This is a genomic window from Streptomyces sp. NBC_00464, assembly GCF_036013915.1.
In the GTDB taxonomy this organism is placed as follows: Bacteria; Actinomycetota; Actinomycetes; order Streptomycetales; family Streptomycetaceae; genus Streptomyces.
Genome location: NZ_CP107899.1, coordinates 1,838,304 through 1,859,262, shown reverse-complemented (window position 1 = coordinate 1,859,262; position 20,959 = coordinate 1,838,304). Strand labels below are relative to the sequence as shown.

Genomic DNA, 20,959 nt, shown 5'->3' with positions numbered 1-20,959 from the left:
CGGCACCCGGCTGCATGGTGGCACTCATGGTCCCCATCGTCCTGGTGCTGCTCGCCGCGGGGACGCTCATGGTCATGGCTCACCGCCAGGACAGCGCCGACGAACGCCGTGAGAAGGAGGCGCTGGAGCAGATAGCGGGGCATGTGCGGTCGTACGAGGACGCCGTGCGGGGCGAGGGGCGGAACGGCTTCGCGAGCCGGGAGCGGGCACAGGACGTCGCCCGGCAGAATCAGGGCGTCCTCGTCTCGTACGCGCAGTCGGGGCGGGCGCTGACCACTCTCGTCAGGTTCTTCGCGACCTACGAGGACGCCAGCTTCTTCGGCTCCTCCGCCTCACGCGCGTACCGCTGCTACTCCATCCGCTTCCAGCCGGGCGCAGGCGGCGGTCCGAGCAGGACGTTGGTTCCCCCCATGGAGTGCCACCGCACCTGACGGGTTCCCCCACCGGCCCCGGCCCGGCGCCCAGAGGGGCGGCGGGCCGGGACCCGTCCCCTGCCCGTCCGTCCCCTGCCCGTCCGTCCCCTGCCCGTCCGTCCCCGGCTTCGCCGGGCGGGTGACGCGGCCAGGGGCCCTTTCGGAACCGGGCTTCGCGCCGGGGGCGGTGCGGGCTTGTCAGCCTTCTCAGGCCAGGCTCTCCCGCCAGGCGCGGTGCAGGCCGGCGAACCGGCCCGTGCCGCCGATCAGTTCGGCCGGGGCACCGTCCTCCACGACGCGGCCGTGCTCCATCACCAGGACCCGGTCCGCGATCTCCACGGTCGACAGCCGGTGGGCGATGACCACCGCGGTGCGGCCGTGCAGCACGGTGTCCATCGCCCGCTGCACCGCCCGCTCGCCCGGGATGTCCAGGGAGCTCGTCGCCTCGTCGAGGATCAGGACCGCCGGGTTGGCGAGCAGGGCGCGGGCGAAGGCCACCAACTGGCGCTGACCGGCCGAGATCCGGCCGCCCCGCTTGCGTACGTCCGTGTCGTATCCGTCGGGCAGACCGGCGATGAAGTCATGGGCGCCGATGGCCTTGGCGGCCTGCTCGATCTCCTCACGGGTCGCGTCGGGGCTGCCGATCGCGATGTTCTCCGCGACCGTGCCGGAGAACAGGAAGGCCTCCTGGGTCACCATGACCACTCCGCGCCGCAGTTCGGGGGTGCCGAGGTCGCGCAGATCGGTGCCGTCCAGCAGGACCCGGCCCTCGGTCGGGTCGTAGAAACGGGCCAGCAGTTTGGCGAGCGTCGACTTGCCCGCGCCCGTCGAGCCGACCACGGCGACCGTCTGGCCCGCGGGTACGGTCAGATCGAAGCGGGGCAGCACCTCGCCCCCCGTGCGATAGGCGAACCGCACCCCGTCGAAGACCACCTCACGGCCCGGGTGACCGCCCGTGAGCGGCGGCAGTTCCCGCGGCTCCAGGGCCTCCGGAACCGTGGGGGTCTGGGCCAGCAGCCCCGCGATCTTCTCCAGCGAAGCCGCCGCGGACTGGTAGGAGTTGAGGAACATGCTGAGCCGGTCGATCGGGTCGTACAGCCGTCGCAGATACAGGACCACCGCGGCCAGCACGCCGAGGGCGAGGGATCCGGAGGCGACGCGGTAGGCACCCCACAGTACGATTCCGGCCACGGCGGTGTTGGCGACCAGCCGGGACCCGACGACGTAGCGCGCGTTCTCCAGCAGCGCGTCGCCGTTCGTGCGGCGGTGCTCGTGGTTCAGCTTCCGGAAGACGTCGTCGTTGACGGGCTCGCGGCGGAAGGCCTGGACGGGGCGGATCCCGTTCATCGTCTCCGCGAACTTCACGATGACCGCGGCGATCGCCGTCGAGCGCGACGCGAAGATCACCGCGGACCGGCGCTGATACAGCCGCACCAGCAGGTACAGCGGCACGAAGGACAGGACGGCGACGGCGCCCGTACCGAAGTCCAGCCAGAGCAGCATCAGGGAGATGGAGACGAAGGAGAGAACGACCCCGATCAGCTCCTGAAGGCCCTCGCTGAGCAGCTCCCGCAGCGACTCCACATCGGTGGTCGAACGGGAGATCAGCCGCCCCGACGTGTACCGCTCGTGGAAGTCCACGCTCAGCGCCTGCGCATGGCGGAAGATCCGGCCGCGCAGATCGAGCAGCACGTCCTGGTTGACCCGGGCGGAGGCCCGGATGAAGGCGTACTGCATGGCGCCCGCGCCGGCCGAGCAGAGTGCGTAGCCGAGGGCCACCGCGATCAGCGGCCCGTAGTCCTCGTCCCGGAACGCGGGCACCCCGCTGTCGATGGCGTACGCCACGAGCAACGGCCCCGCCTGGACCGCGGCCTGCTGGATCAGCAGGAACAGTGCGGCGACCACGACGCGGCCCCGCATCGGCCGCAGCAGCGAGACGAGCAGCGCGCGCGTGGCGCCGCGCGGGGTGGGCAGGTCGTCGCGGTCGAAGGGGTCTCCGGGCCGCTGGGCCGGCGCATCGCGCGTTGCTTCCGGGGCCTCCGGATTCGCGGCTTCGTCCCCGTCCCTGTCGCCCGGCTCGGCGGGACGTCCGGTCGTGGTGCTCGTCATCGGGTGCTGCTCTCCTCGGCAGGGGCGTGCACGCCCGGAAGGTCATCGGCCGTCGTGTCCGAACGGGGCGGCGCGTCGGTGGACTCACCGTCGCCCGGGACGCCCGCTCCGGACATCAGCCAGGCGTACTCGGCGTTGCTGCGCAGCAGTTCCTGGTGGGTGCCGACCGCACTGATGCGGCCCTCCGACAGCAGCGCCACCCGGTCGGCGAGCATCACGGTGGACGGGCGGTGGGCGACCACGATCGCCGTGGTCTCCTCCAGCACGCGCCGCAGCGCCGCCTCGACCAGCGTCTCCGTGTGCACATCCAGTGCGGAGAGCGGGTCGTCGAGGACCAGGAAACGCGGCCGGCCGACGACGGCCCTGGCCAGCGCGAGACGCTGGCGCTGGCCGCCCGACAGACTGAGGCCCTGCTCGCCGACCTGGGTGTCGATGCCGTGCGGCAGATCGTGGACGAAGTCGGCCTGCGCGACGGACAGGGCCCGCCGCAACTCCTCCTCGCCCCCGCCGCCGGCGCCCATCAGGACGTTCTCCCCGACGCTCGCCGAGAAGAGCGTCGGCTCCTCGAACGCCACCGACACCAGCTCGCGCAGCCGTTCGCGCGACATGCCGGTGATGTCCTCGCCGTCCAGCGTGATCCGGCCCGACGTGGCCTCGTGCAACCGGGGAACGAGCGCGGTGAGCGTGGTCTTCCCGGACCCCGTGGCCCCGACCAGGGCCATCGTCTCGCCGGGCCGGATCCGCAGATCGATCCGGGCCAGTACGGGTACGGAACCCTCCTCCGCGTCCGGGTAGCGGAACCCGACGCCCTCGAAGACCATGCCGCCGGCCTCGGGCTGCTCGGCAGGGGCGGCACTCGGGGACGCGGCGGTGTCCGTCTCCTCCGCCACGTCCATCACCTCGAAGAACCGCTCGGTCGCCGTCGCCGACTCCTGGCTCATCGCCAGCAGGAAGCCGATCGACTCGACCGGCCAGCGCAGCGCCAGCGCCGTGGAGAGGAAGGCGACCAGGGTGCCCGCCGAAAGACCGCCGTCCGCGACCTGGATCGTGCCGAGCACCAGCGCCGCCCCGATCGCGAGCTCGGGAATCGTCGTGATGAGCGCCCAGATGCCCGCGAGCAGCCGCGCCTTGCCGATCTCCGTGGTGCGCAGCCGCTGGGAGAGCGCCCGGAAGGCGAGGGACTGGCTGCGGTGCCGGCCGAAGCCCTTGATGATGCGGATGCCGAGCACGCTCTCCTCGACCACCGTCGTCAGATCGCCCACCTGGTCCTGGGCCCTGCGCGCCACCACCGAGTACTTCGTCTCGAAGACCGAGCAGATGATCACCAGAGGCACGACCGGGGCGAGCAGCACCAGGCCGAGCGTCCACTCCTGCATCAGCAGGATCACGAAACCGATCAGGATCGTGGTGGCGTTGACCAGCAGAAAGGTCAGGGGGAAGGCCAGGAACATCCGCAGCAGCATCAGGTCCGTGGTGCCGCGCGACAGCAGCTGCCCGGAGGACCAGCGGTCGTGGAAGGCCACCGGCAGCCGTTGCAGATGCCGGTAGAGGTCCGCCCGCATCGCCGCCTCGACGCCGGCCAGCGGACGCGCCACCAGCCATCGCCGTACCCCGAACAGGACCGCCTCGACGATCCCCAGCAGCAGCAGGAACAGGGCACCGAGCCAGACACCGCCCGGGTCCTGGTGGGCCACCGGACCGTCGACGATCCACTTCAGTACGAGCGGGATCACCAGGCCGAGACACGAGGCGACGATCGCGATCAGGGCGGCGCTGAGCAGCCGGTTCCGCACCGGCTTCACATACGGCCACAACCGCAACAGGGTCTGTGCGGCGGACCGGTCCTTGGGCTCTACATGTTCTTCGGGCATCAGGGGCGAGCCTACGGTTCACCACTGACATCGCTCATGTGGTTTTCCTCGCCCGGCGAACGCTTGACGGACAGCCGGCCGCATCCGATATTTATCCTCCCCCGGGGGAGGGGCGGGCGTGCACACGGGTGCGCACCACCGTGTGAGCAACCAGGGGCGGGACACATGACGACGGTCGACGAGTACAACGAGCGCTGCGAGCAACTGTTCCTGGCGGGCGGACTCGGTGCCGTCCGGCGTGCCGCCCGGCAGGGGCTCGACGACGTGGGTCCGCATGCCGATCTCTACTGCTGGCTCGCCGTGGCCCACGCCTCGGAAGACGAGGACGATCACGACACCGAGGCCGAACGCGCCTTCCGCAAAGGTCTCGCACTCGAAGCGGATCACCTCGGCCTGCTGGCCGGGTACGGCGAACTGTGCCTGCGCAGCGACGCCTTCGAGTACCCCGGGCGGGCCAACCGTGCCGTGCGGCTGACCCGACGCCTCGAAGAGCTGGCCCCCGACTCCGCGCAGAACGCACAGCTGCGGCAGGCCCACCGCTGGGCAGCCCGCAGCTACTGGGACGATCTGCGGATGGCTGCGGCACGGGGCGCGGTGAAGCGTCAGGCGGTGGAGGTGCAGGCGGGGGATGTGGCGGACGCTCTGCGGACGCAGAACATCCAGGGGGCGCGGGCACAGGTCGCAGCAGCGACGCAGGCGTGGCCCGAGGACCGGCGCACGGCCGTTCTCGCGGCCACGCTGGAAGCCCTTTCGGGACCCGGGAACGCCCCGCTGCGCTGGATCGCCCGCCACCGCGGTTGGGTCTGGGCGGCGTCCGTCACGCTCTCGGCCCTGACCGGGGCGCTGCTCCGGCTGACCGGCGTCGTCAACGGGTTCGGGCCGTGGGGCCTGTTGTGGATGCTGCCCATGCTCGTGGCCGACGCCCGGCTCTCCTCGATCCGCAAAGAAGGCGAACGGGCGGCCGTGGCGCGGCTGGAGGAACGGCTGTCGGGGGCGGGAGAGAAGGCCGGCACAGGTGCCGGCGCCTGAGGGCGCCCGGTCGTAGCGTGGCATCAACCGATCGGCGGATGCCGGTTCGAGCGCGATGGCGGATGCCGCGAGGGGCCCAACGCCCGCGATGCTCACAGGCATGGCAATCATCGAAGTGAACGGGGTGCGCAAGACCTACGCCGGCCGCCCCGTGGTCGACGGGGTGAGCTTCTCCGTCGAGGAGGGGGAGATCTTCGGGATCCTCGGCCCCAACGGCGCGGGCAAGACCACCACCGTCGAATGCGTCGAGGGACTGCGGGTACCCGACGCGGGCACGGTCCGGGTCGCCGGGCTCGACCCCGTCGCCGACCACGACCGCGTGACACTCCTGCTGGGTGCGCAGCTCCAGGAGAGCGAAATCCAGCCGAAGATCACCGTGGGCGAGGCGCTGGAGCTGTACAGCGCCTTCTACCCGCGGCCCGCCGACTGGCGCCCGCTCGCCGAACGCCTCGGGCTGCACACCAGGCTCACCACCCGGTTCGCCCGGCTCTCCGGCGGCCAGAAGCAACGCCTGTCCATCGCGCTGGCCCTCGTAGGCAACCCCCGCGTCGTGGTCCTCGACGAGCTGACCACGGGGCTGGACCCGCGCGCACGGCGCGACACCTGGCAACTGATCGAAGAGGTACGGGACAGCGGGGTCACGGTCCTGCTGGTCACCCACTTCATGGAGGAGGCCCAGCGCCTCTGCGACCGCATCGCCGTGATCGACCGGGGCAGGATCGCCGCCCTCGACACCCCGTCCGGACTGATCGCCAGGGCCGGCAGCTCCACGGCCATCTCCTTCACCCCCTCCGAGCCGCTCCCCGATGCCGAGCTGGCCGGGCTGCCCGGTGCGACTTCGTGCGAGATCAGGAACGGACGGATCGTCATCAGCGGCACCGACGAGACCGTCAACGCCGTCATCTCGCTGCTGGCCCGGCTCCGGATCACCGCGCAGCAGCTCCGTGTCGCCGAGGCCACGCTCGACGACGCCTTCCTCGACCTCACCGAGCACCCCGGCCCCGCGCAAGAGCGCGGCCTGACAGAACAGGCAGCCTGAGATGGCCACGGCGAACACCGCCCCCGCGTCCCGCAACGCCCCCTCCCTTGCGGTCCTGAGGTCCGAGGCCCGGCTCTTCCTCCGCGAACCGGGCAGCCTTTTCTGGATCCTCGCCTTTCCGACCGTACTCATGACGATCCTCGGCCTGATCCCGTCCTTCCGGGAGCACGACGACGCGCTCGGCGGGCGCCGCGTCATCGACCTGTACGTCCCCGTGGCTGTGCTGCTCGCCATGATCATGGCCGGTCTCCAGGCGATGCCGCCCGTACTCACCGGCTACCGCGAACGCGGCATCCTGCGCCGCATGTCCACCACCCCCGTGCGGCCCTCCGCCCTGCTCGGCGCGCAGATCGCTCTGCACGGCGGGGCGGCGCTCGGCTCCACCCTGCTCGTGATGGCCGTCGCCCGGATCGCCTTCGGAGTGCGGCTGCCCGGACAGCCGTTCGGCTATCTGCTCGGGCTGCTGCTGGCCGTCGCCTGCGTACTGGCGCTGGGCGCCCTGGTCTGCGCCATCTCGCGCACCACCAAGATCTCGGCCGCCATCGGCTCGGTCGTCTTCTTCGTCATGATGTTCACCGCGGGCGTCTGGGTGCCGGTGCAGGCCATGCCCGACACGGTCCGCCGCACCGTCCAGATCACCCCGTTCGGAGCGGCGTCCCAGGTACTGGACCGAGCTGCGACCGGTGCCTGGCCGAGCTGGGCGTATCTCGGGGTGGTGGCGCTGTGGACCGCAGTGGCGGCGGTGGCGGCGATCCGGACGTTCCGCTGGGAGTAGGTGTTACGGGAGACTTCACCCATGAACGCGGGGGAGAAGGGCGCGGGGGAGAAGAAGGAAGCCATGACCGGTGTGACGACGGCCGAGCAGTGGTGGGAGCGGTTCTTCCGGCACGGACCCTACGGTCTGCTCGGCCTGGCCAGCGTGGTCTCGGCCGTGACCAGCGGGCTCATCATGTCCCGCGCGGACGTGTACGCCGCCGCGGTGCTGGTCCCGGCGGCACTCGGCCTTCAGCTCCTGTGGAGCCGCGCCCCGGCCGAGCAGGGATCACGTGCGGCCCAGTGCTACTTCATCGTCCGCACCCTGCTGGCCTTCGGGCTGACCTGGTGCAACCCGTTCTTCTCGATCTACGCGGTGCTCGGCTACTTCGACGCCGGCCGGCTGCTCCCGCAACGGCGCATGCGCGCCGGGCTGCTGGCCACCGCCGTCATCATGGCGGGATCGCAGTCCGGCAGCGGCCTGCCACCCGTCTCCCTCATGAACTGGGTCGTCTTCGCCATCGTTCTGGCCGTGCACGGAAGCCTCACCATGGTCTTCGCCCAGATCGGCAACCGGGAGGCGGAGCAGGCGCGTACCCAGACCGACACCATCACGGCCCTGGAGTCGGCCAACGCCCGTCTCGAACAGGCCCTGGCGGAGAACGCCGGGCTGCACGCCCAACTCCTCGTGCAGGCACGCGAGGCGGGGGTGGCCGACGAGCGGAGCCGGCTGGCCGCCGAGATCCACGACACCATCGCCCAGGGACTCACCGGCATCATCGCCCAGCTCCAGGCCGTCACTTCCACGGCACGGACCGACCCCGCGCTCGCCGGGGAACACCTCGCCCGCGCCGCCGCGCTCGCCCGGCACAGCCTCGGCGAGGCGCGCCGCTCGGTGCACGATCTGCTGCCGGCCGCGCTGGAGCACGACGACCTGCCGGGCGCGCTGAAGAAGACGGTCACCATCTGGTCGCAACGGACTGGCGTCCGCGTCGAGTTCACCGTCACCGGCACCGCCGAACCCCTGCACGACGAGGTGGGCGCCACCCTGCTGCGCATCGCCGAGGAGGCCCTTGCCAACGCGGCCCGGCACGCCGATGCGTCCCGGGCCGGCGTCACTCTCTCCTACATGGGCGACGAGATCTCGCTGGACGTACGCGACGACGGCCGCGGCTTCGACCCGGCCGTGCTGCCGCCCTACCGGGGCGCCGGCGGATTCGGGCTCGGCGGCATGCGGGCCCGCGCCGAACGCATCGCGGGCACCGTCGAGGTGGAGACGGGGCCGGGGCTCGGCACCGCGGTCTGCGCCCGGGTTCCGATGGTCCGTCAGGGATAGGAGCCTTCCGGCGCAGTACGGTTGGCCGCTATGGACCGGGAACCCGCACGTGTCATCACCCTGATCGTCGTCGACGACCACCCTGTCGTACGGGACGGACTGCGCGGCATGTTCGCGTCGGCGGCGGAGTTCCGGGTACTCGGTGAAGCGGCCGACGGCGTCGAGGGCGTCGACATGGCCGTCCGGCTCGACCCCGACGTCGTCCTCATGGACCTGCGGATGCCGGGCGGCGGCGGAGTCGCGGCGATCACCGAACTGACCCGGCGCGGCGCCCGTTCCAAGGTCCTGGTGCTCACCACGTACGACACCGACTCCGACACCCTGCCCGCGATCGAGGCGGGCGCCACCGGCTATCTGCTCAAGGACGCGCCGCGCGACGAACTCTTCACCGCCGTCCGCGCCGCCGCCGACGGCCGTACGGTCCTGTCGCCGGCGGTCGCCTCCCGGCTGATCTCACGCGTGCGCACCCCGGTCGCGCCCGGCCACGAGGCGCTGTCCGCGCGCGAGCGCGAGGTGCTCCGGCTCGTCGCCCGGGGGACGTCGAACCGTGAGATCGCCGCCGAGCTGTTCATCAGCGAGGCGACCGTGAAGACCCATCTCACCCATGTCTTCGCCAAACTGGGCGCCAAGGACCGCGCCGCGGCCGTCGCGGTCGCCTACGAACGCGGCATCCTCGGCTGACCGGCCGCCCCCTCACTCCTCACTCCGTCACCCGCAGCAGCAGAACCGACCTCGCCGGCACCGTCATGCCCGCGCCGCCCCGGTGGACCGTGCCCGGCGCGGCGGACTGGTCCTCCCGCGAGGTGTCCAGGACCAGTTCGTAACCCTGGGCCCACGGCGGCCCCGGCAGCAGGAACTCCGCCGGCCGGTCGCCGGCGTGCAGGACCGCCAGGAAGCTGTCGTCGGTCACCTGCTCACCGCGTGCATCGCGGCCCGGGATGTCGCGGCCGGAGAGGTAGAGCCCGACCGTCGCGGCCGGTGCGTACCAGTCCTCCTCCGTCATCTCCGCGCCCTGGCGGGTGAACCACGCCAGGTCCCGCAGCCCGTCCGGGGCCTGTGCCCGGCCGGAGAAGAACGCCCGCCGGCGCAGCACCGGATGGGTGTGGCGCAGCGCCAGCACCCGGGCCGTCAGCTCGGTCAGCTCCCGCCACTGCGGCTGCTCCAGCAGCGACCAGTCCACCCAGCCGATCTCGTTGTCCTGGCAGTAGGCGTTGTTGTTGCCGCCCTGGGTGCGGCCCATCTCGTCGCCCGCGACGAGCATCGGCACCCCGGTCGACAGGAGCAGCGTGGCGAGGAGGTTGCGCAACTGGCGGCGGCGCAGCGCGTTGACGGCGGCGTCGTCGCTCTCGCCCTCCGCCCCGCAGTTCCAGGCCCGGTTGTCCGAGGTGCCGTCCCGGTTGCCCTCGCCGTTGGCCTCGTTGTGCTTCTGCTCGTAGCTGACCAGGTCGCGCAGGGTGAACCCGTCGTGCGCGGTGACGAAGTTGACGGAGGCGTACGGCCGGCGGCCGCCCCAGGCGTACAGGTCGCTCGATCCGGTCAGCCGGTAGCCGAGATCGCGTACGTCGGGCAGGGCGCCGCGCCAGAAGTCCCTTACGGCGTCGCGGTAGCGGTCGTTCCACTCGGTCCACAGCGGGGGGAAGGCCCCCACCTGGTAGCCGCCGTTGCCGACGTCCCACGGCTCGGCGATCAGCTTCACCCGGCGCAGCACCGGATCCTGGGCGATCACCGCGAGGAACGGGGACAGCATGTCGACGTCGTGCATCGAGCGGGCGAGCGCCGCCGCGAGGTCGAAGCGGAATCCGTCGACGCCCATCTCGGTGACCCAGTACCGCAAGGAGTCGGTGATCAGCCGCAGGACGTTCGGCTGCACCACGTGCAGGGTGTTGCCGCACCCCGTGTAGTCGGCGTACCGGCGGGCGTCGGACTGGAGACGGTAGTAGCCACGGTTGTCGATGCCGCGCAGCGACAGCATCGGGCCCAGTTCGCCCGCCTCGGCCGTGTGGTTGTAGACGACGTCGAGGATCACCTCGATCCCGGCGTCGTGCATCGCGTGGACCATCCGTTTGAACTCGCCGACCTGTTCGCCCGCCGTGCCGCTCGCGGAGTATCCGGCGTGCGGGGCGAAGTAGCCGATCGAGTTGTAGCCCCAGTAGTTGCGCAGCCCGCGCCGGAGCAGATGGTCCTCGTGGGCGAACTGGTGCACCGGCAGCAGCTCCACGGCCGTCACCCCGAGGCGCTTCAGATGGCCGATGGCCGCGGGGTGCGCGAGTCCGGCATAGGTGCCGCGCAGTTCCTCGGGGATGCCGGGGTGGCGTGCGGTGAAGCCGCGCACGTGCAGTTCGTAGATGACGGAGTCGGCCCAGGGCGTCTTGGGGCGGCGGTCGTCGGCCCAGTCGTCGTCATCGTGGACGACCACCCCTTTGGGGACGTACGGAGCGGAGTCCCGTTCGTCGCGCACGGTGTCGGCGACCTGCTGCTGGGGCCAGTCCCTCACATGGCCGTACACCTCGGCCGGAAGGGTGAAATCGCCGTCCACGGCCCGTGCGTACGGATCGAGGAGCAGCTTCGCCGCGTTCCACCGGGCGCCCGTCCACGGGTCCCAGCGGCCGTGCACCCGGTAGCCGTAGCGCCGGCCGGGCCGCACGCCGGGCACGAAGCCGTGCCAGATCTCGTGGGTCAGCTCGGTCAGGGCGAGGCGGGTCTCCGTGCCGTCCTCGTCGAAGAGACAGAGCTCGACGGCCTCCGCCCCGCCGGCCCAGAGAGCGAAGTTGGTGCCCGCGACCCCGTCGGGGCCCACCCGGAAGCGGGCGCCCAGGGGCATCGGGGCCCCCGGCCACACGGCGGGCGGCCGCGGGACCGGTTCGACGGACCGGCCGGATCCGGCGGCGGGTGCCCGCTCCACCGCCGTCCCGGCCGGTCCCGTATCCGGTCCCGTATCCGTCCTCGGCACTGCCTCCTGCTCGGCTGCGCTCGACACCTGCTCGCCTCCCGCGGCTCATGGGACCGGCACCGAAAGGGGGCGCGCGGCGTCCCGGCCGCGGCTCCCCGAATGTGGTCGTCCCCTCTGTTCTTCCCACGACGGGGCCCGCACTCACGTTTCCCCGGGACCGCCCGCGTCGTTGGGGGGACGTGAACCACGTAGCGAAGAAGGCAGGGGCGAGCCCGGCGACCGTGAAGGCCCGGTCGGGACTGCTCGCCGTACTGGCCGTACTGGCTGTTCTGACCGGCTGCTCGGGTACGGATTCGATCATCGGCGGGAAACCCCGCTCGCCGCAGGAGGCCATCCGGATCACCCCGCGGGACGGCGCCGAGGACGTCGCGCCGGACAGCCGGGTCGAGGTGAAGGTGCCGGACGGGCGGCTGGAGAGCGTCGAGGTCACCCGGATCGAGGACGCGCAGCAGCAGGAGGTGCGGGGCCTGATCGCCGAGGACGGGCGCTCCTGGTCCCCGCAGGGGGTGGCCGGCCGGCTCGGGCTCGCCGCCAAGTACAGCGTCGACGCGGTGGCGGTGGACGGGACGGGGCACCGCTCGGCCCGCCACACCACCTTCACCACGGCGGTCCCGGAGCACCGCTTCATCGGGTACTTCAAGCCGGAGAACCGGTCGACGGTCGGCACCGGCATGATCGTCTCCTTCGGGTTCAACCGTCCGGTCACCCGCCGTGCGGCCGTGCAGCGGGCGATCCGGGTGACCTCCGATCCCGCGGTCGAGGTGGCGGGACACTGGTTCGGCGACAAACGCCTGGACTTCCGCCCCGCCTCCTACTGGCGTCCGGGCACCGAGGTGACGGTCGAGGTGGGGCTGCGCGATGTGGAGGGGGCGCCGGGCGTGTACGGCAGCCAGCGCAAGACGATCAGATTCACGGTCGGCCGCGAGCAGGTGTCCCGGGTGGATTCGGCCGCGCACACGATGGAGGTGCGCCGGGACGGGCAGTTGGTCTCCAGCGTCCCGATCACCGCGGGCTCGCCGACGACGACCACGTACAACGGCAAGATGGTGGTCAGCGAGATGCACGAGGTGACGCGGATGGACGGGCGGACCGTCGGTTTCGGCGGCGAGTACGACATCAAGGACGTCCCGCACGCCATCAGGCTCACCGAGTCCGGCACCTTCCTGCACGGCAACTACTGGTCCGACGAGGACATCTTCGGCTCGACGAACGTCAGCCACGGGTGCATCGGGCTGCGCGACGTACAGGGCGGCAGCAGTTCCACCCCGGCCGGCTGGTTCTTCGACCGGACACTGATCGGCGACGTCGTCGAGGTCGTCAACTCCAAGGACAAGAAGGTCGCTCCGGACAACGGCCTGGGCGGCTGGAACATGGACTGGAAGCGGTGGAAGGCGGGTTCCGCGCTCCACTGACACCCGGGGGAGATTCCCTCGTCCTCCATCGACGGCGCGGCCCCGGGGCCGCGCCGTCCGGTGTACCGGCGCCGCGGCGGCGGAACCGCTCGCGACCAGGCGAACTCCTGGGACGAGTTGGGACTGAACGGTGACAATTCCGGGGCGGTCTCCCCACGGGTGGTGTGATTATCTTTCGCTGAGCGCGCATGTGCAGCGTGCGGGGGTGGGAGCCTGCGGGTTCCCGGGGCCTTGGCGGGGCCAGGCCGTGTGAGGGGAGACGACCACATTGAACGGGCAGCCGATATCGGGGGCATCGGCCGGGGCGAACGGCAGGCGGCGGGGGCATGGCTCCACCGGTCTGCTGGCTCTGGTCCTGGGTGCGTTGCTGTTGCTGGTGACCGCGTGCGGCGGGGGAGACACCGACGGCGGGAGCAAGGGCGGCAAGGCAGGCAGGGCGGGGACGGGGGACACCACCGCCTCGCAGGCCGTCGTGAACGTCGCGCCGAAGGACGGGGCCGACTCCGTCGCCACGAACGGGGCACTGAAGATCTCGGCCGAGCAGGGGAAGCTGACCACGGTCAAGGTCTCCGACCCCAAGGGGGCCGAGGTCGAGGGGAAGATCGCGGCCGACGGCGCGACCTGGGAGCCGGACCGGCATCTGGCATCGGCCACCAAGTACAAGGTCCACGCGGTCGCCAAGGACGCGAAGGGCCGTGAGTCGGCGAAGGACACCACCTTCACCACGCTGGTCCCGCAGAACACCTTCATCGGGCAGTACACCCCGGAGGACGGTTCCACGGTCGGTGTCGGCATGCCGGTCTCGATCCACTTCACCCGGGGCATCACCGACCCGGAGTCCGTCGAGAAGGCCATCGAGGTGACCGCCGAGCCCGCCGTCGAGATCAAGGGCCACTGGTTCGGCAACGACCGTCTGGACTTCCGCCCCGAGGACTACTGGGCCGCGGGCACCAAGGTGACCGTGAAGCTCGACCTCGACGGCGTCGAGGGACGGCCGGGCGTCTACGGCAAGCAGGCCAAGACGGTGTCGTTCACCGTCGGACGCCGGCAGGTCAGCACCGTCGACGCGGAGTCGCACCGGATGAAGGTCGTCCGCGACGGCAGGCAGATCAAGGACATCCCGGTCTCGGCGGGCGCCCCGGCGACCACCACGTACAACGGCCAGATGGTCATCAGCGAGAAGCTCCGGGTGACCCGGATGAACGGCGACACCGTCGGTTTCGGCGGTGAGTACGACATCAAGGACGTGCCGCACGCGATGCGCCTGTCCACGTCGGGCACCTTCATCCACGGCAACTACTGGGGCGGCTCGGGCATCTTCGGGACCACCAACACCAGCCACGGCTGCGTCGGTCTGCAGGACGCGCGCGGCGCCGGTGACCCGAACACCCCGGCGGCCTGGTTCTTCAACAGCTCGCTGATCGGCGACGTCGTGATCGTCAAGAACTCCCACGACGACACGATCCAGCCGGACAACGGCCTCAACGGCTGGAACATGAGCTGGTCGGAGTGGACCAAGTAGGTCCCGCGGTACGGAACACGGAACGGGCCCGGCCTGCTTGGGTTCTAACGGTCCTCGCAACACCCTCGATCTGTGGGAGTTGCGAGGACCGTGGGCGTTGAGCGGGTTGATCTTGTGGGGTTGAGGAAGCGTTTCCTTGCTCGGCTGGATGTTGTGGGGAGCGTGACGGCAGCGGCGGCCGAGCTGGGTGTGAACCGGAACACAGCGTTCGGCTGGGCCCGGAAAGCCGGTCGTGGGTCGGTGCGCCTGCCGGGAGGGGCCCCCTCCGGCGTTGTCGTCAATCGCAAGGGCTCCGCCCTTGCTCAATCCTCCGCCTTGCAGCTGTACGCACCCAGCCCCCCTCCTTCTTCCACCCCCCACTTGCGCGGTCGGTCTAACCTGCCTCCCATGACCGTAACCCTCGAAGTAAGCGGCGGCGTCGGCACGATCCGGCTGGACCGTCCGCCCATGAACGCCCTGGACATCGCCACCCAGGACCGGCTGCGCGAGCTCGCCGAAGAGGCGTCCCGGCGCGACGACGTGCGCGCCGTGGTGCTCTACGGCGGCGAGAAGGTGTTCGCGGCCGGTGCGGACATCAAGGAGATGCAGGCGATGGACCACCCGGCGATGGTCGTACGGTCCAAGGCGCTGCAGGACTCCTTCACCGCGGTGGCCCGGATCCCCAAGCCCGTCGTCGCCGCAGTCACCGGCTACGCGCTCGGCGGCGGCTGCGAGCTGGCCCTCTGCGCGGACTTCCGGATCGCCGGCGACAACGCCAAGCTGGGGCAGCCGGAGATCATGCTCGGGCTCATCCCGGGCGCGGGCGGCACTCAGCGCCTCGCCCGGCTGGTGGGCCCCGCCAAGGCGAAGGACCTGATCTTCACCGGTCGCCATGTGAAGGCCGAGGAGGCGCTGACCATGGGGCTGGTGGACCGGGTGGTGCCCGCCGCCGAGGTGTACGAGCAGGCGCACGCCTGGGCCGCCAAGCTGGCGAAGGGCCCGGCGCTCGCGCTGCGTGCCGCCAAGGAGGCCGTCGACGCCGGACTGGAGACGGACATCGACACCGGTCTCACGATCGAGCGGACCTGGTTCGCCGGACTCTTCGCCACCGAGGACCGGGAGCGCGGAATGCGCAGCTTTGTGGAGGAGGGTCCGGGCAAGGCCAAGTTCCTCTGACCGAACGCCAGTTGGGAACGGCGGGGTGTGCGTTCATCCGTGTGGGCGGATTAGCTGAGCCTTAAGGCAACCTTAAGGCTCAGCCTCCCGTCGGTCCTGGCAAACCCGTTCGGGCGCGGTATTCATGCAGGTCGGCATGGGTGTCCGGCGAGGCGTTATGTCGGCGGCATATGCCTGGAGCCCGCTACGGAATGTCTGATTCCGGGCCAGGGATTCCCCCGGAACGGCCACGGAACGTCTCCCGTGCGGCCATGATGGTGTCCATGGCGGGCCTGGAGGGTGTGGAGCAGCCGCGGCAGCGCGGCAGCGCGACAGCGGCACGGCGGATGCCGGCCGTCGATGACGAACAGGCGTTCAAGGCGCTGGAGTTGTTCGGAAATCCGACGGAGGACGAAGTCCGGCTGCCCTCCCGCCCGGAGTCCGCGGCGACCGCCCGCAGGCTCACCTCCTGCGTGGTCCTGCGTCAGTGGGCGCTCTCCTCGCAGACGGCCGAGCATGCCGTGCTGCTCGTGTCCGAACTCGTCGGGAACGCCGTGCGGCACACCGGTGCCAGGGTCTTCGGGCTGCGGATGATGCGGCGCCGCGGCTGGATCAGGATCGAGGTGCGCGACCCCTCGCGCGGGCTGCCGTGCCTGATGCCGGTCCAGGAGATGGACATCAGCGGGCGCGGTCTGTTCCTGGTCGACAAGCTCTCCGACCGGTGGGGCGTGGACCTGCTGCCGCGCGGCAAGACCACCTGGTTCGAGATGCGGATCTCCGACCGCTGAACCCGGCGGCGCCCCTGCTCGTGGATGCCTCTCGCGGACGTGTTGTCGCGGATGCACAGAAGCCCCCGGATCGGCCGTGGTGCGGCGCTTCGGGGGCTTCTGTGTGGGGGCCGTGAAATGGGGGGTGTGTTCACGGCCGCTTATGACGACCTGGCCCGGGTCGATGGGGGTCGTGTCCCCGACTATGGCAGACGGACAACCCCATCGCCAAAGCCGCATTGCGGGCTTAGCGGGGCGAAGCCGGACATTATGTCAATGAATCATAGGTGTGCTGGGTCACTGACCTGTAAATCAGTGAATGTATAGGGGATTCTCGTCGTGATTCATTGATCGTCCGAGGGGTGGACATGCGCATCCGTGTGACCTTCACCGGCCACCGTGGGTCAATTGTTATTTTCCTGACATCACGCCCTTAATGTTCAGCGCATGAACGCCCCCGACAGACCGGTGCACCGCCGCAGCGCCCTGCGCGCAGGAGCCGGGGCCGCCCTCACGGCCGCCCTCGCCACCGGCTGCGCGGACCCGGACGCCGCCGGCACACCGGCGAAGCCACTCACCCGCCCGGCACCGAAGAGGCGGGCCGCCACCACCGGCGCGCACGCCCCCGCCCCGCACCGCATCGCCGGGCAGCCCGTGCAAATCGACCACGGCCCCCGCGACCGGGCACGTGTCGCCCTCACCTTCCACGGCCAGGGTGATCCCGCCGTTGCCCGGACCGTCCTGGGAGAAGCCGAACGTGCCGGGGCGAGGGTCACCGTCCTCGCCGTGGGCAGCTGGCTGGACGAGCACCCCGACATGGCCCGCCGGATCCTCGACGGCGGCCACGACCTCGGCAACCACACCCAGCACCACATCGACATCTCCTCGATGGACGAGGCGCAGGCCTACGCGGAGATCACCGGCTGCGCCCAGCGGCTGCGCCGGCTCACCGGCTCCATCGGCACCTGGTTCCGGCCCTCGCGCACCCGCTACGCCACCCCGCTCGTCCAGCGGCTCGCCGTCCGGGCCGGATACCCGCACGTCCTCTCGTACGACGTGGACTCCCTCGACTTCACCTCGCCCGGCGCCGCGGCCGTCACCCGCAAGGTGGCCGGGGAGATCCGTAACGGATCGGTGGTGAGCATGCACTTCGGCTATGCGGACACGGTCGCCGCACTGCCCCTCCTCCTCACCGAACTCGACCGCCGCCGACTGCGTGCGGTGACGACCACGGAGCTGCTGACCTGATGTCTCCCTCCACCACACGCACCGCGGCCCTGCTCGGGGGCGTCCTGCTCGCCGTCCTTACCGGCTGCGGCACCGCCCCCGCGGACAAGGGCGCGTCCGACGCCCCCACCGAAGCCGCCGCCCCGCCCGCCCGGCCCAAGCGCGTCACCCCGCCCGCGCCGCCGGGACTGCCCGGGATGCCGCCGGTGCTCGACGCCAGGAACGTGTACGCGGCCGACGCCCCGGGAAAGCTGTCGCCGGCCGTCAAGGACTTCCCGTCCCGCGTCTACGTGCCCAACACCAACTCCAACACCGTGTCGGTCATCGACCCCGCCACGTACAAGGTCATCGAGACGATCCCGGTCGGCCGCCAGCCGCAGCACGTCGTCCCGTCCTGGGACCTGAAGACGCTCTGGGTCAACAACGACGTCGGTGACAGCCTCACCGCCATCGACCCGGCGACCGGGAAGGCGGGGAAGACGGTCGGCGTCTCCGACCCGTACAACCTCTACTTCACACCGAACGGCAAGTACGCCGTCGTGATGGCCTCGATGGACCGCGAGCTCGTCTTCCGCGACGCGCACACCATGAAGACCGCCAAGGCCGTTCCGGTGAGCTGCGCGGGGGTCAACCACGCCGACTTCTCGGCGGACGGCCGGTACTTCATCGTCTCCTGCGAGTTCTCCGGCGAACTGCTCAAGGTCGACACGGCGAGGATGAAGGTGGTCGGCCGGCAGAAGCTGCCGTTCAAGGGGGCCATGCCGCAGGACGTGAAACTGTCACCCGACGGCAGCACCTTCTACATCGCGGACATGATGGCCAACGGCATGTGGGTGCTGGACGGGGAGAAGTTCACCGAGCCGAGGCTGCTGCCGACCGGCAAGGGCTGCCACGGGCTCTACGTCAGCCGCGACGCCAAGGAGATGTACATCTCCAACCGCGGTGAGGGCTCGGTCTCCGTGTTCGACTTCGCACAGAAGAAGCTGGCGAAGAAGTGGCACCTGCCGAACGGCGGCAGCCCGGACATGGGCGGGGTCTCGGCGGACGGCAAGGTCCTGTGGCTGTCCGGGCGTTACAACGCCGAGGTGTACGCGATCGACACCACCAGCGGCAAGCAGCTGGCCCGGATCCCGGTGGGCAGCGGTCCGCACGGCCTCGCCGTCTACCCGCAGCCGGGCCGCTACTCGCTCGGCCACACCGGCGTCTTCCGCTGAGCCACCGCCCGGTGCCCCGTACCGCGCCGTGCGTTCCTCGATCGGGGCGCCGTCCACCGGGCGGTGGGCGGCGCCCCGTGATCGACGACCGGCCGCCGCGAGGGCCGGCTGTCACGCCCGATAATCTGACTTCCGTCAGAGAGTCATACGAAGGGGCGGAACAGTGGCGGACATCGAGTCGGCGCGCAAGGCATTCGAGCGGTTCGACCTGAACAGCGACGGGCTGATCTCGGCTGTCGAGTACAAGAGCGTCATGGCTCAGCTGGGTGACCCCTACGTCACCGAGACGGTCGCACAGGCCGTGATCAACTCCCACGACGCGAACGGGGACGGGCTGCTCACGTTCGACGAGTTCTGGGCCGCGCAGAACAAGGGCTGACGTCCGGGGGTCCCCCGGCCGGCGGGCCGGGGGCCGCGGGACGGCGCTCGGGGACGGGCTCCCCGCCCCGCTCAGGCCCCGGCAGAAGCTACGGGCTCCGGCGCGCGGAAGTCCTCGTCCGGGGTGGCCACCGGAGCCGTGCGGAAGGCCTCGTCCGGGGTGGCAACCGGGCAGAACAGATCGTGCAGCCGGCCGGCCCGCAGCAGGCGCAGGATCCGCGGGCAGCCGCAGACGAGCCAGAACCGCCCGTCGCGGTCCAGCACACGCCGCCGGGCCCGGCACAGGAGCGTCAGCCCCGAGCAGTCGAGGAAACTCACCTCCGTCAGGTCGACCACCAGCTGGGGTGAGCCGTCCGATGTCGCCCCGTCCAGGGCCGGTGCGATGAGCGCGGCGGTCGCGAGGTCGATCTCGTCACGCAGCGCCACCACCGTCCGGCCGTCCCGGCGGTACACCCGGCCGCACGGCTCGGGCAGCGGGGCCGGCACGGGGGATGCCGTGGGGGCCGAGGTCTGGGTCATTGATGCCTCTCCTCGCAGCGCCGGGCCCGCAGGACGTGCCTGGAGCCCGCATGGCAGCCGGTGGGGGACGGTCGGTGAGGTGACAGTCGGTGAACCTAACCCGAGGGTCCGCCGGCTCGCGACGCAGAAACGTTCGCGCTTTCCCCAATGCCCTCTTCCGGGTGAACGTCGGCTGTTCCCATGGACAGGCGCGGCCCGGTCGGTTCGCCTCGCGGCGGGACCGGTTCGGGTTCAGCTCGGCAGCGAGCCGAGCCAGTCCGTCAGGATCCGGTTGACCTCATCCGGCCGCTCCTGCTGGATCCAGTGGCCGCAGCCGTCCAGGACGTGCGAGGCGACCAGGCCCGGCAGCGTCGTCGGATACGCGGCGATGGCGTCGGCCAGCCAGGTGGTGGAGGCGTCCAGGGAGCCGCCGAGGAAGAGCGAAGGCTGAGTGACGGGCGCACCGTCGTAATCGGCGAGATCCTCCCAGTCCCGGTCCATGTTCCGGTAGCGATTGAGAGCGCCGCTCAGGCCGGTACGCTCGAACTCGGCGGCGTAGAAGTCGAGTTCGTCCTCACTGAGCCAGCCGGGGCGGCCTGCGGGAAACCGCTCGCGCAGCGTCCCGCCGCGGGCGGCGAAGTGCGGGTCCGGGGCGCCGGGCGCGGGCATGGTGTCGGCGGAGAGCGCGGCGTAGAAGCCGGCGAGCCAGCCGCGCACGTCCGGCTCGATCTCCGCCTCCGCCCGGCCGGGCTCCTGGAATCGGGAGACGTAGAACTCCTCGTCCCCGCCCATCCCCGCGAACACCTCACTGGGCCGCGGCCCGCCGCGCGGGGTGTACGGCACGCTGAGCAGTCCGACCGCCCGGAAGACGTCCGGCCTGACGAGGGCGGAGTTCGCCGCTACCGTTGCCCCCCAGTCGTGGCCGACCACCACCGCGCCGCGCTCGCCGAGCGCGTGCACCACGGCGACGTTGTCCTCGATCAGTTCGAGCATCCGGTACGCGGCCGCGTCCCCGGGCCGGGAGGAACGACCGTAGCCACGCATGTCCACGGCGACCGCCCGGTATCCGGCGGCTGCCAGCGCCGGCAGCTGACGGCGCCAGGAGTACCAGGACTCCGGGAACCCGTGCACCAGCAGTACCAGGGGTCCCGTGCCCTGTTCCACGAGGTGGATCCGGCCGGCCGGTGAGGGCACCAGGCGGTGTGTGAGGTCGGGGGCCGGGCTGGGCTGCTGCGACATGATTCCTCCACGGCTGTCGGCCGGTGCCGGTCCGTAGGGATGTCCGGCTCGGATGACGATCATGATGC

The 20,959-nt window shown here is 71.1% G+C and carries 18 protein-coding genes; 13 read left to right on the top strand and 5 right to left on the bottom strand.

Features of this window, described 5'->3' with window-relative positions; translation table 11 throughout:
* Positions 1–26: 26 nt before the first annotated feature.
* Positions 27–431, top strand: a complete 405-nt coding sequence (locus OG912_RS07925; RefSeq protein ID WP_327708757.1) for a hypothetical protein — start codon at positions 27–29, stop codon at positions 429–431.
* A gap of 189 nt (positions 432–620) precedes the next feature.
* Here OG912_RS07925 and OG912_RS07920 read toward each other — a convergent pair whose 3' ends face one another.
* Together OG912_RS07920 and OG912_RS07915 are read right to left on the bottom strand one after the other, a co-directional pair.
* On the bottom strand, positions 621–2,522 hold the full coding sequence (locus OG912_RS07920; protein ID WP_327708756.1) for an ABC transporter ATP-binding protein: 1,902 nt from the start codon (positions 2,520–2,522) through the stop codon (positions 621–623).
* Positions 2,519–4,393, bottom strand: a complete 1,875-nt coding sequence (locus tag OG912_RS07915) for an ABC transporter ATP-binding protein (RefSeq protein ID WP_327708755.1) — start codon at positions 4,391–4,393, stop codon at positions 2,519–2,521. The genes OG912_RS07920 and OG912_RS07915 overlap by 4 nt, the downstream gene beginning before the upstream one ends.
* Before the next feature lie 165 nt (positions 4,394–4,558).
* Between OG912_RS07915 and OG912_RS07910 the strand changes: the two genes are divergently transcribed.
* From OG912_RS07910 to OG912_RS07890, 5 genes are all read left to right on the top strand, one after another.
* Positions 4,559–5,422: a hypothetical protein gene (locus tag OG912_RS07910; protein ID WP_327708754.1), complete on the top strand. Its 864-nt coding sequence runs from the start codon at positions 4,559–4,561 to the stop codon at positions 5,420–5,422.
* A gap of 100 nt (positions 5,423–5,522) precedes the next feature.
* Positions 5,523–6,461 carry an ABC transporter ATP-binding protein gene (locus OG912_RS07905; RefSeq protein ID WP_327708753.1) on the top strand — a complete coding sequence of 313 codons (939 nt, stop codon included), beginning with the start codon at positions 5,523–5,525 and terminating at the stop codon, positions 6,459–6,461.
* 1 nt (position 6,462) lies between these two features.
* Entirely contained in the window at positions 6,463–7,236 is a 774-nt protein-coding gene (locus OG912_RS07900) for an ABC transporter permease (RefSeq protein ID WP_327708752.1), read from the top strand.
* A 21-nt stretch (positions 7,237–7,257) separates the two neighbouring features.
* The gene (locus OG912_RS07895) at positions 7,258–8,550 is read left to right on the top strand and encodes a sensor histidine kinase (RefSeq protein ID WP_443060960.1); all 1,293 of its coding nucleotides are present in this window, start codon (positions 7,258–7,260) and stop codon (positions 8,548–8,550) included.
* Between the two features lie 30 nt (positions 8,551–8,580).
* Positions 8,581–9,231: a response regulator transcription factor gene (locus OG912_RS07890; RefSeq protein ID WP_326738854.1), complete on the top strand. Its 651-nt coding sequence runs from the start codon at positions 8,581–8,583 to the stop codon at positions 9,229–9,231.
* A 19-nt stretch (positions 9,232–9,250) separates the two neighbouring features.
* On the opposite strand, the gene glgX is transcribed toward OG912_RS07890, so the two are convergent.
* Positions 9,251–11,527 carry a glycogen debranching protein GlgX gene (gene glgX, locus OG912_RS07885; protein WP_443060959.1) on the bottom strand — a complete coding sequence of 759 codons (2,277 nt, stop codon included), beginning with the start codon at positions 11,525–11,527 and terminating at the stop codon, positions 9,251–9,253.
* A 152-nt stretch (positions 11,528–11,679) separates the two neighbouring features.
* Between glgX and OG912_RS07880 the strand changes: the two genes are divergently transcribed.
* The 7 genes from OG912_RS07880 to OG912_RS07850 all read left to right on the top strand — a co-directional run bounded on the left by OG912_RS07880 (position 11,680) and on the right by OG912_RS07850 (position 19,155).
* Positions 11,680–12,912 (top strand): L,D-transpeptidase, encoded by a 1,233-nt coding sequence (locus OG912_RS07880; RefSeq protein WP_327708751.1) that lies wholly within the window; start codon positions 11,680–11,682, stop codon positions 12,910–12,912.
* A 268-nt stretch (positions 12,913–13,180) separates the two neighbouring features.
* Positions 13,181–14,434, top strand: coding sequence for a L,D-transpeptidase (locus tag OG912_RS07875; protein WP_327708750.1), 1,254 nt, complete (start codon positions 13,181–13,183; stop codon positions 14,432–14,434).
* A 387-nt stretch (positions 14,435–14,821) separates the two neighbouring features.
* On the top strand, positions 14,822–15,589 hold the full coding sequence (locus tag OG912_RS07870) for an enoyl-CoA hydratase/isomerase family protein (protein WP_326738857.1): 768 nt from the start codon (positions 14,822–14,824) through the stop codon (positions 15,587–15,589).
* 251 nt (positions 15,590–15,840) lie between these two features.
* Entirely contained in the window at positions 15,841–16,356 is a 516-nt protein-coding gene (locus OG912_RS07865) for an ATP-binding protein (RefSeq protein WP_326738858.1), read from the top strand.
* Positions 16,357–16,782: 426 nt separating this feature from the next.
* Positions 16,783–17,583, top strand: a complete 801-nt coding sequence (locus OG912_RS07860; protein ID WP_327708749.1) for a polysaccharide deacetylase family protein — start codon at positions 16,783–16,785, stop codon at positions 17,581–17,583.
* The gene (locus OG912_RS07855) at positions 17,583–18,776 is read left to right on the top strand and encodes a YncE family protein (RefSeq protein WP_327708748.1); all 1,194 of its coding nucleotides are present in this window, start codon (positions 17,583–17,585) and stop codon (positions 18,774–18,776) included. Before OG912_RS07860 ends, OG912_RS07855 begins: the two co-directional genes overlap by 1 nt.
* Positions 18,777–18,939: 163 nt before the next feature.
* The gene (locus OG912_RS07850; protein WP_326738861.1) at positions 18,940–19,155 is read left to right on the top strand and encodes an EF-hand domain-containing protein; all 216 of its coding nucleotides are present in this window, start codon (positions 18,940–18,942) and stop codon (positions 19,153–19,155) included.
* Positions 19,156–19,226: 71 nt separating this feature from the next.
* Here the strand turns inward: OG912_RS07850 and OG912_RS07845 are convergent, their stop codons facing one another.
* Positions 19,227–19,673, bottom strand: a complete 447-nt coding sequence (locus OG912_RS07845) for an STAS domain-containing protein (RefSeq protein ID WP_327708747.1) — start codon at positions 19,671–19,673, stop codon at positions 19,227–19,229.
* A 231-nt stretch (positions 19,674–19,904) separates the two neighbouring features.
* Positions 19,905–20,891: an alpha/beta fold hydrolase gene (locus OG912_RS07840; RefSeq protein ID WP_327708746.1), complete on the bottom strand. Its 987-nt coding sequence runs from the start codon at positions 20,889–20,891 to the stop codon at positions 19,905–19,907.
* Positions 20,892–20,959 lie beyond the last annotated feature (68 nt).

Excerpts from the sequence above, each read along its gene's own strand:
- OG912_RS07925 (WP_327708757.1), top strand. The coding sequence starts at position 27 with ATGGTCCCCATCGTCCTGGTGCTGCTCGCCGCGGGGACGCTCATGGTC.
- OG912_RS07920 (WP_327708756.1), bottom strand. The coding sequence starts at position 2,522 with ATGACGAGCACCACGACCGGACGTCCCGCCGAGCCGGGCGACAGGGAC.
- OG912_RS07915 (WP_327708755.1), bottom strand. The coding sequence starts at position 4,393 with ATGCCCGAAGAACATGTAGAGCCCAAGGACCGGTCCGCCGCACAGACC.
- OG912_RS07910 (WP_327708754.1), top strand. The coding sequence starts at position 4,559 with ATGACGACGGTCGACGAGTACAACGAGCGCTGCGAGCAACTGTTCCTG.
- OG912_RS07905 (WP_327708753.1), top strand. The coding sequence starts at position 5,523 with ATGGCAATCATCGAAGTGAACGGGGTGCGCAAGACCTACGCCGGCCGC.
- OG912_RS07900 (WP_327708752.1), top strand. The coding sequence starts at position 6,463 with ATGGCCACGGCGAACACCGCCCCCGCGTCCCGCAACGCCCCCTCCCTT.
- OG912_RS07895 (WP_443060960.1), top strand. The coding sequence starts at position 7,258 with ATGAACGCGGGGGAGAAGGGCGCGGGGGAGAAGAAGGAAGCCATGACC.
- OG912_RS07890 (WP_326738854.1), top strand. The coding sequence starts at position 8,581 with ATGGACCGGGAACCCGCACGTGTCATCACCCTGATCGTCGTCGACGAC.
- OG912_RS07870 (WP_326738857.1), top strand. The coding sequence starts at position 14,822 with ATGACCGTAACCCTCGAAGTAAGCGGCGGCGTCGGCACGATCCGGCTG.
- OG912_RS07865 (WP_326738858.1), top strand. The coding sequence starts at position 15,841 with ATGATGGTGTCCATGGCGGGCCTGGAGGGTGTGGAGCAGCCGCGGCAG.
- OG912_RS07860 (WP_327708749.1), top strand. The coding sequence starts at position 16,783 with ATGAACGCCCCCGACAGACCGGTGCACCGCCGCAGCGCCCTGCGCGCA.
- OG912_RS07855 (WP_327708748.1), top strand. The coding sequence starts at position 17,583 with ATGTCTCCCTCCACCACACGCACCGCGGCCCTGCTCGGGGGCGTCCTG.
- OG912_RS07845 (WP_327708747.1), bottom strand. The coding sequence starts at position 19,673 with ATGACCCAGACCTCGGCCCCCACGGCATCCCCCGTGCCGGCCCCGCTG.
- OG912_RS07840 (WP_327708746.1), bottom strand. The coding sequence starts at position 20,891 with ATGTCGCAGCAGCCCAGCCCGGCCCCCGACCTCACACACCGCCTGGTG.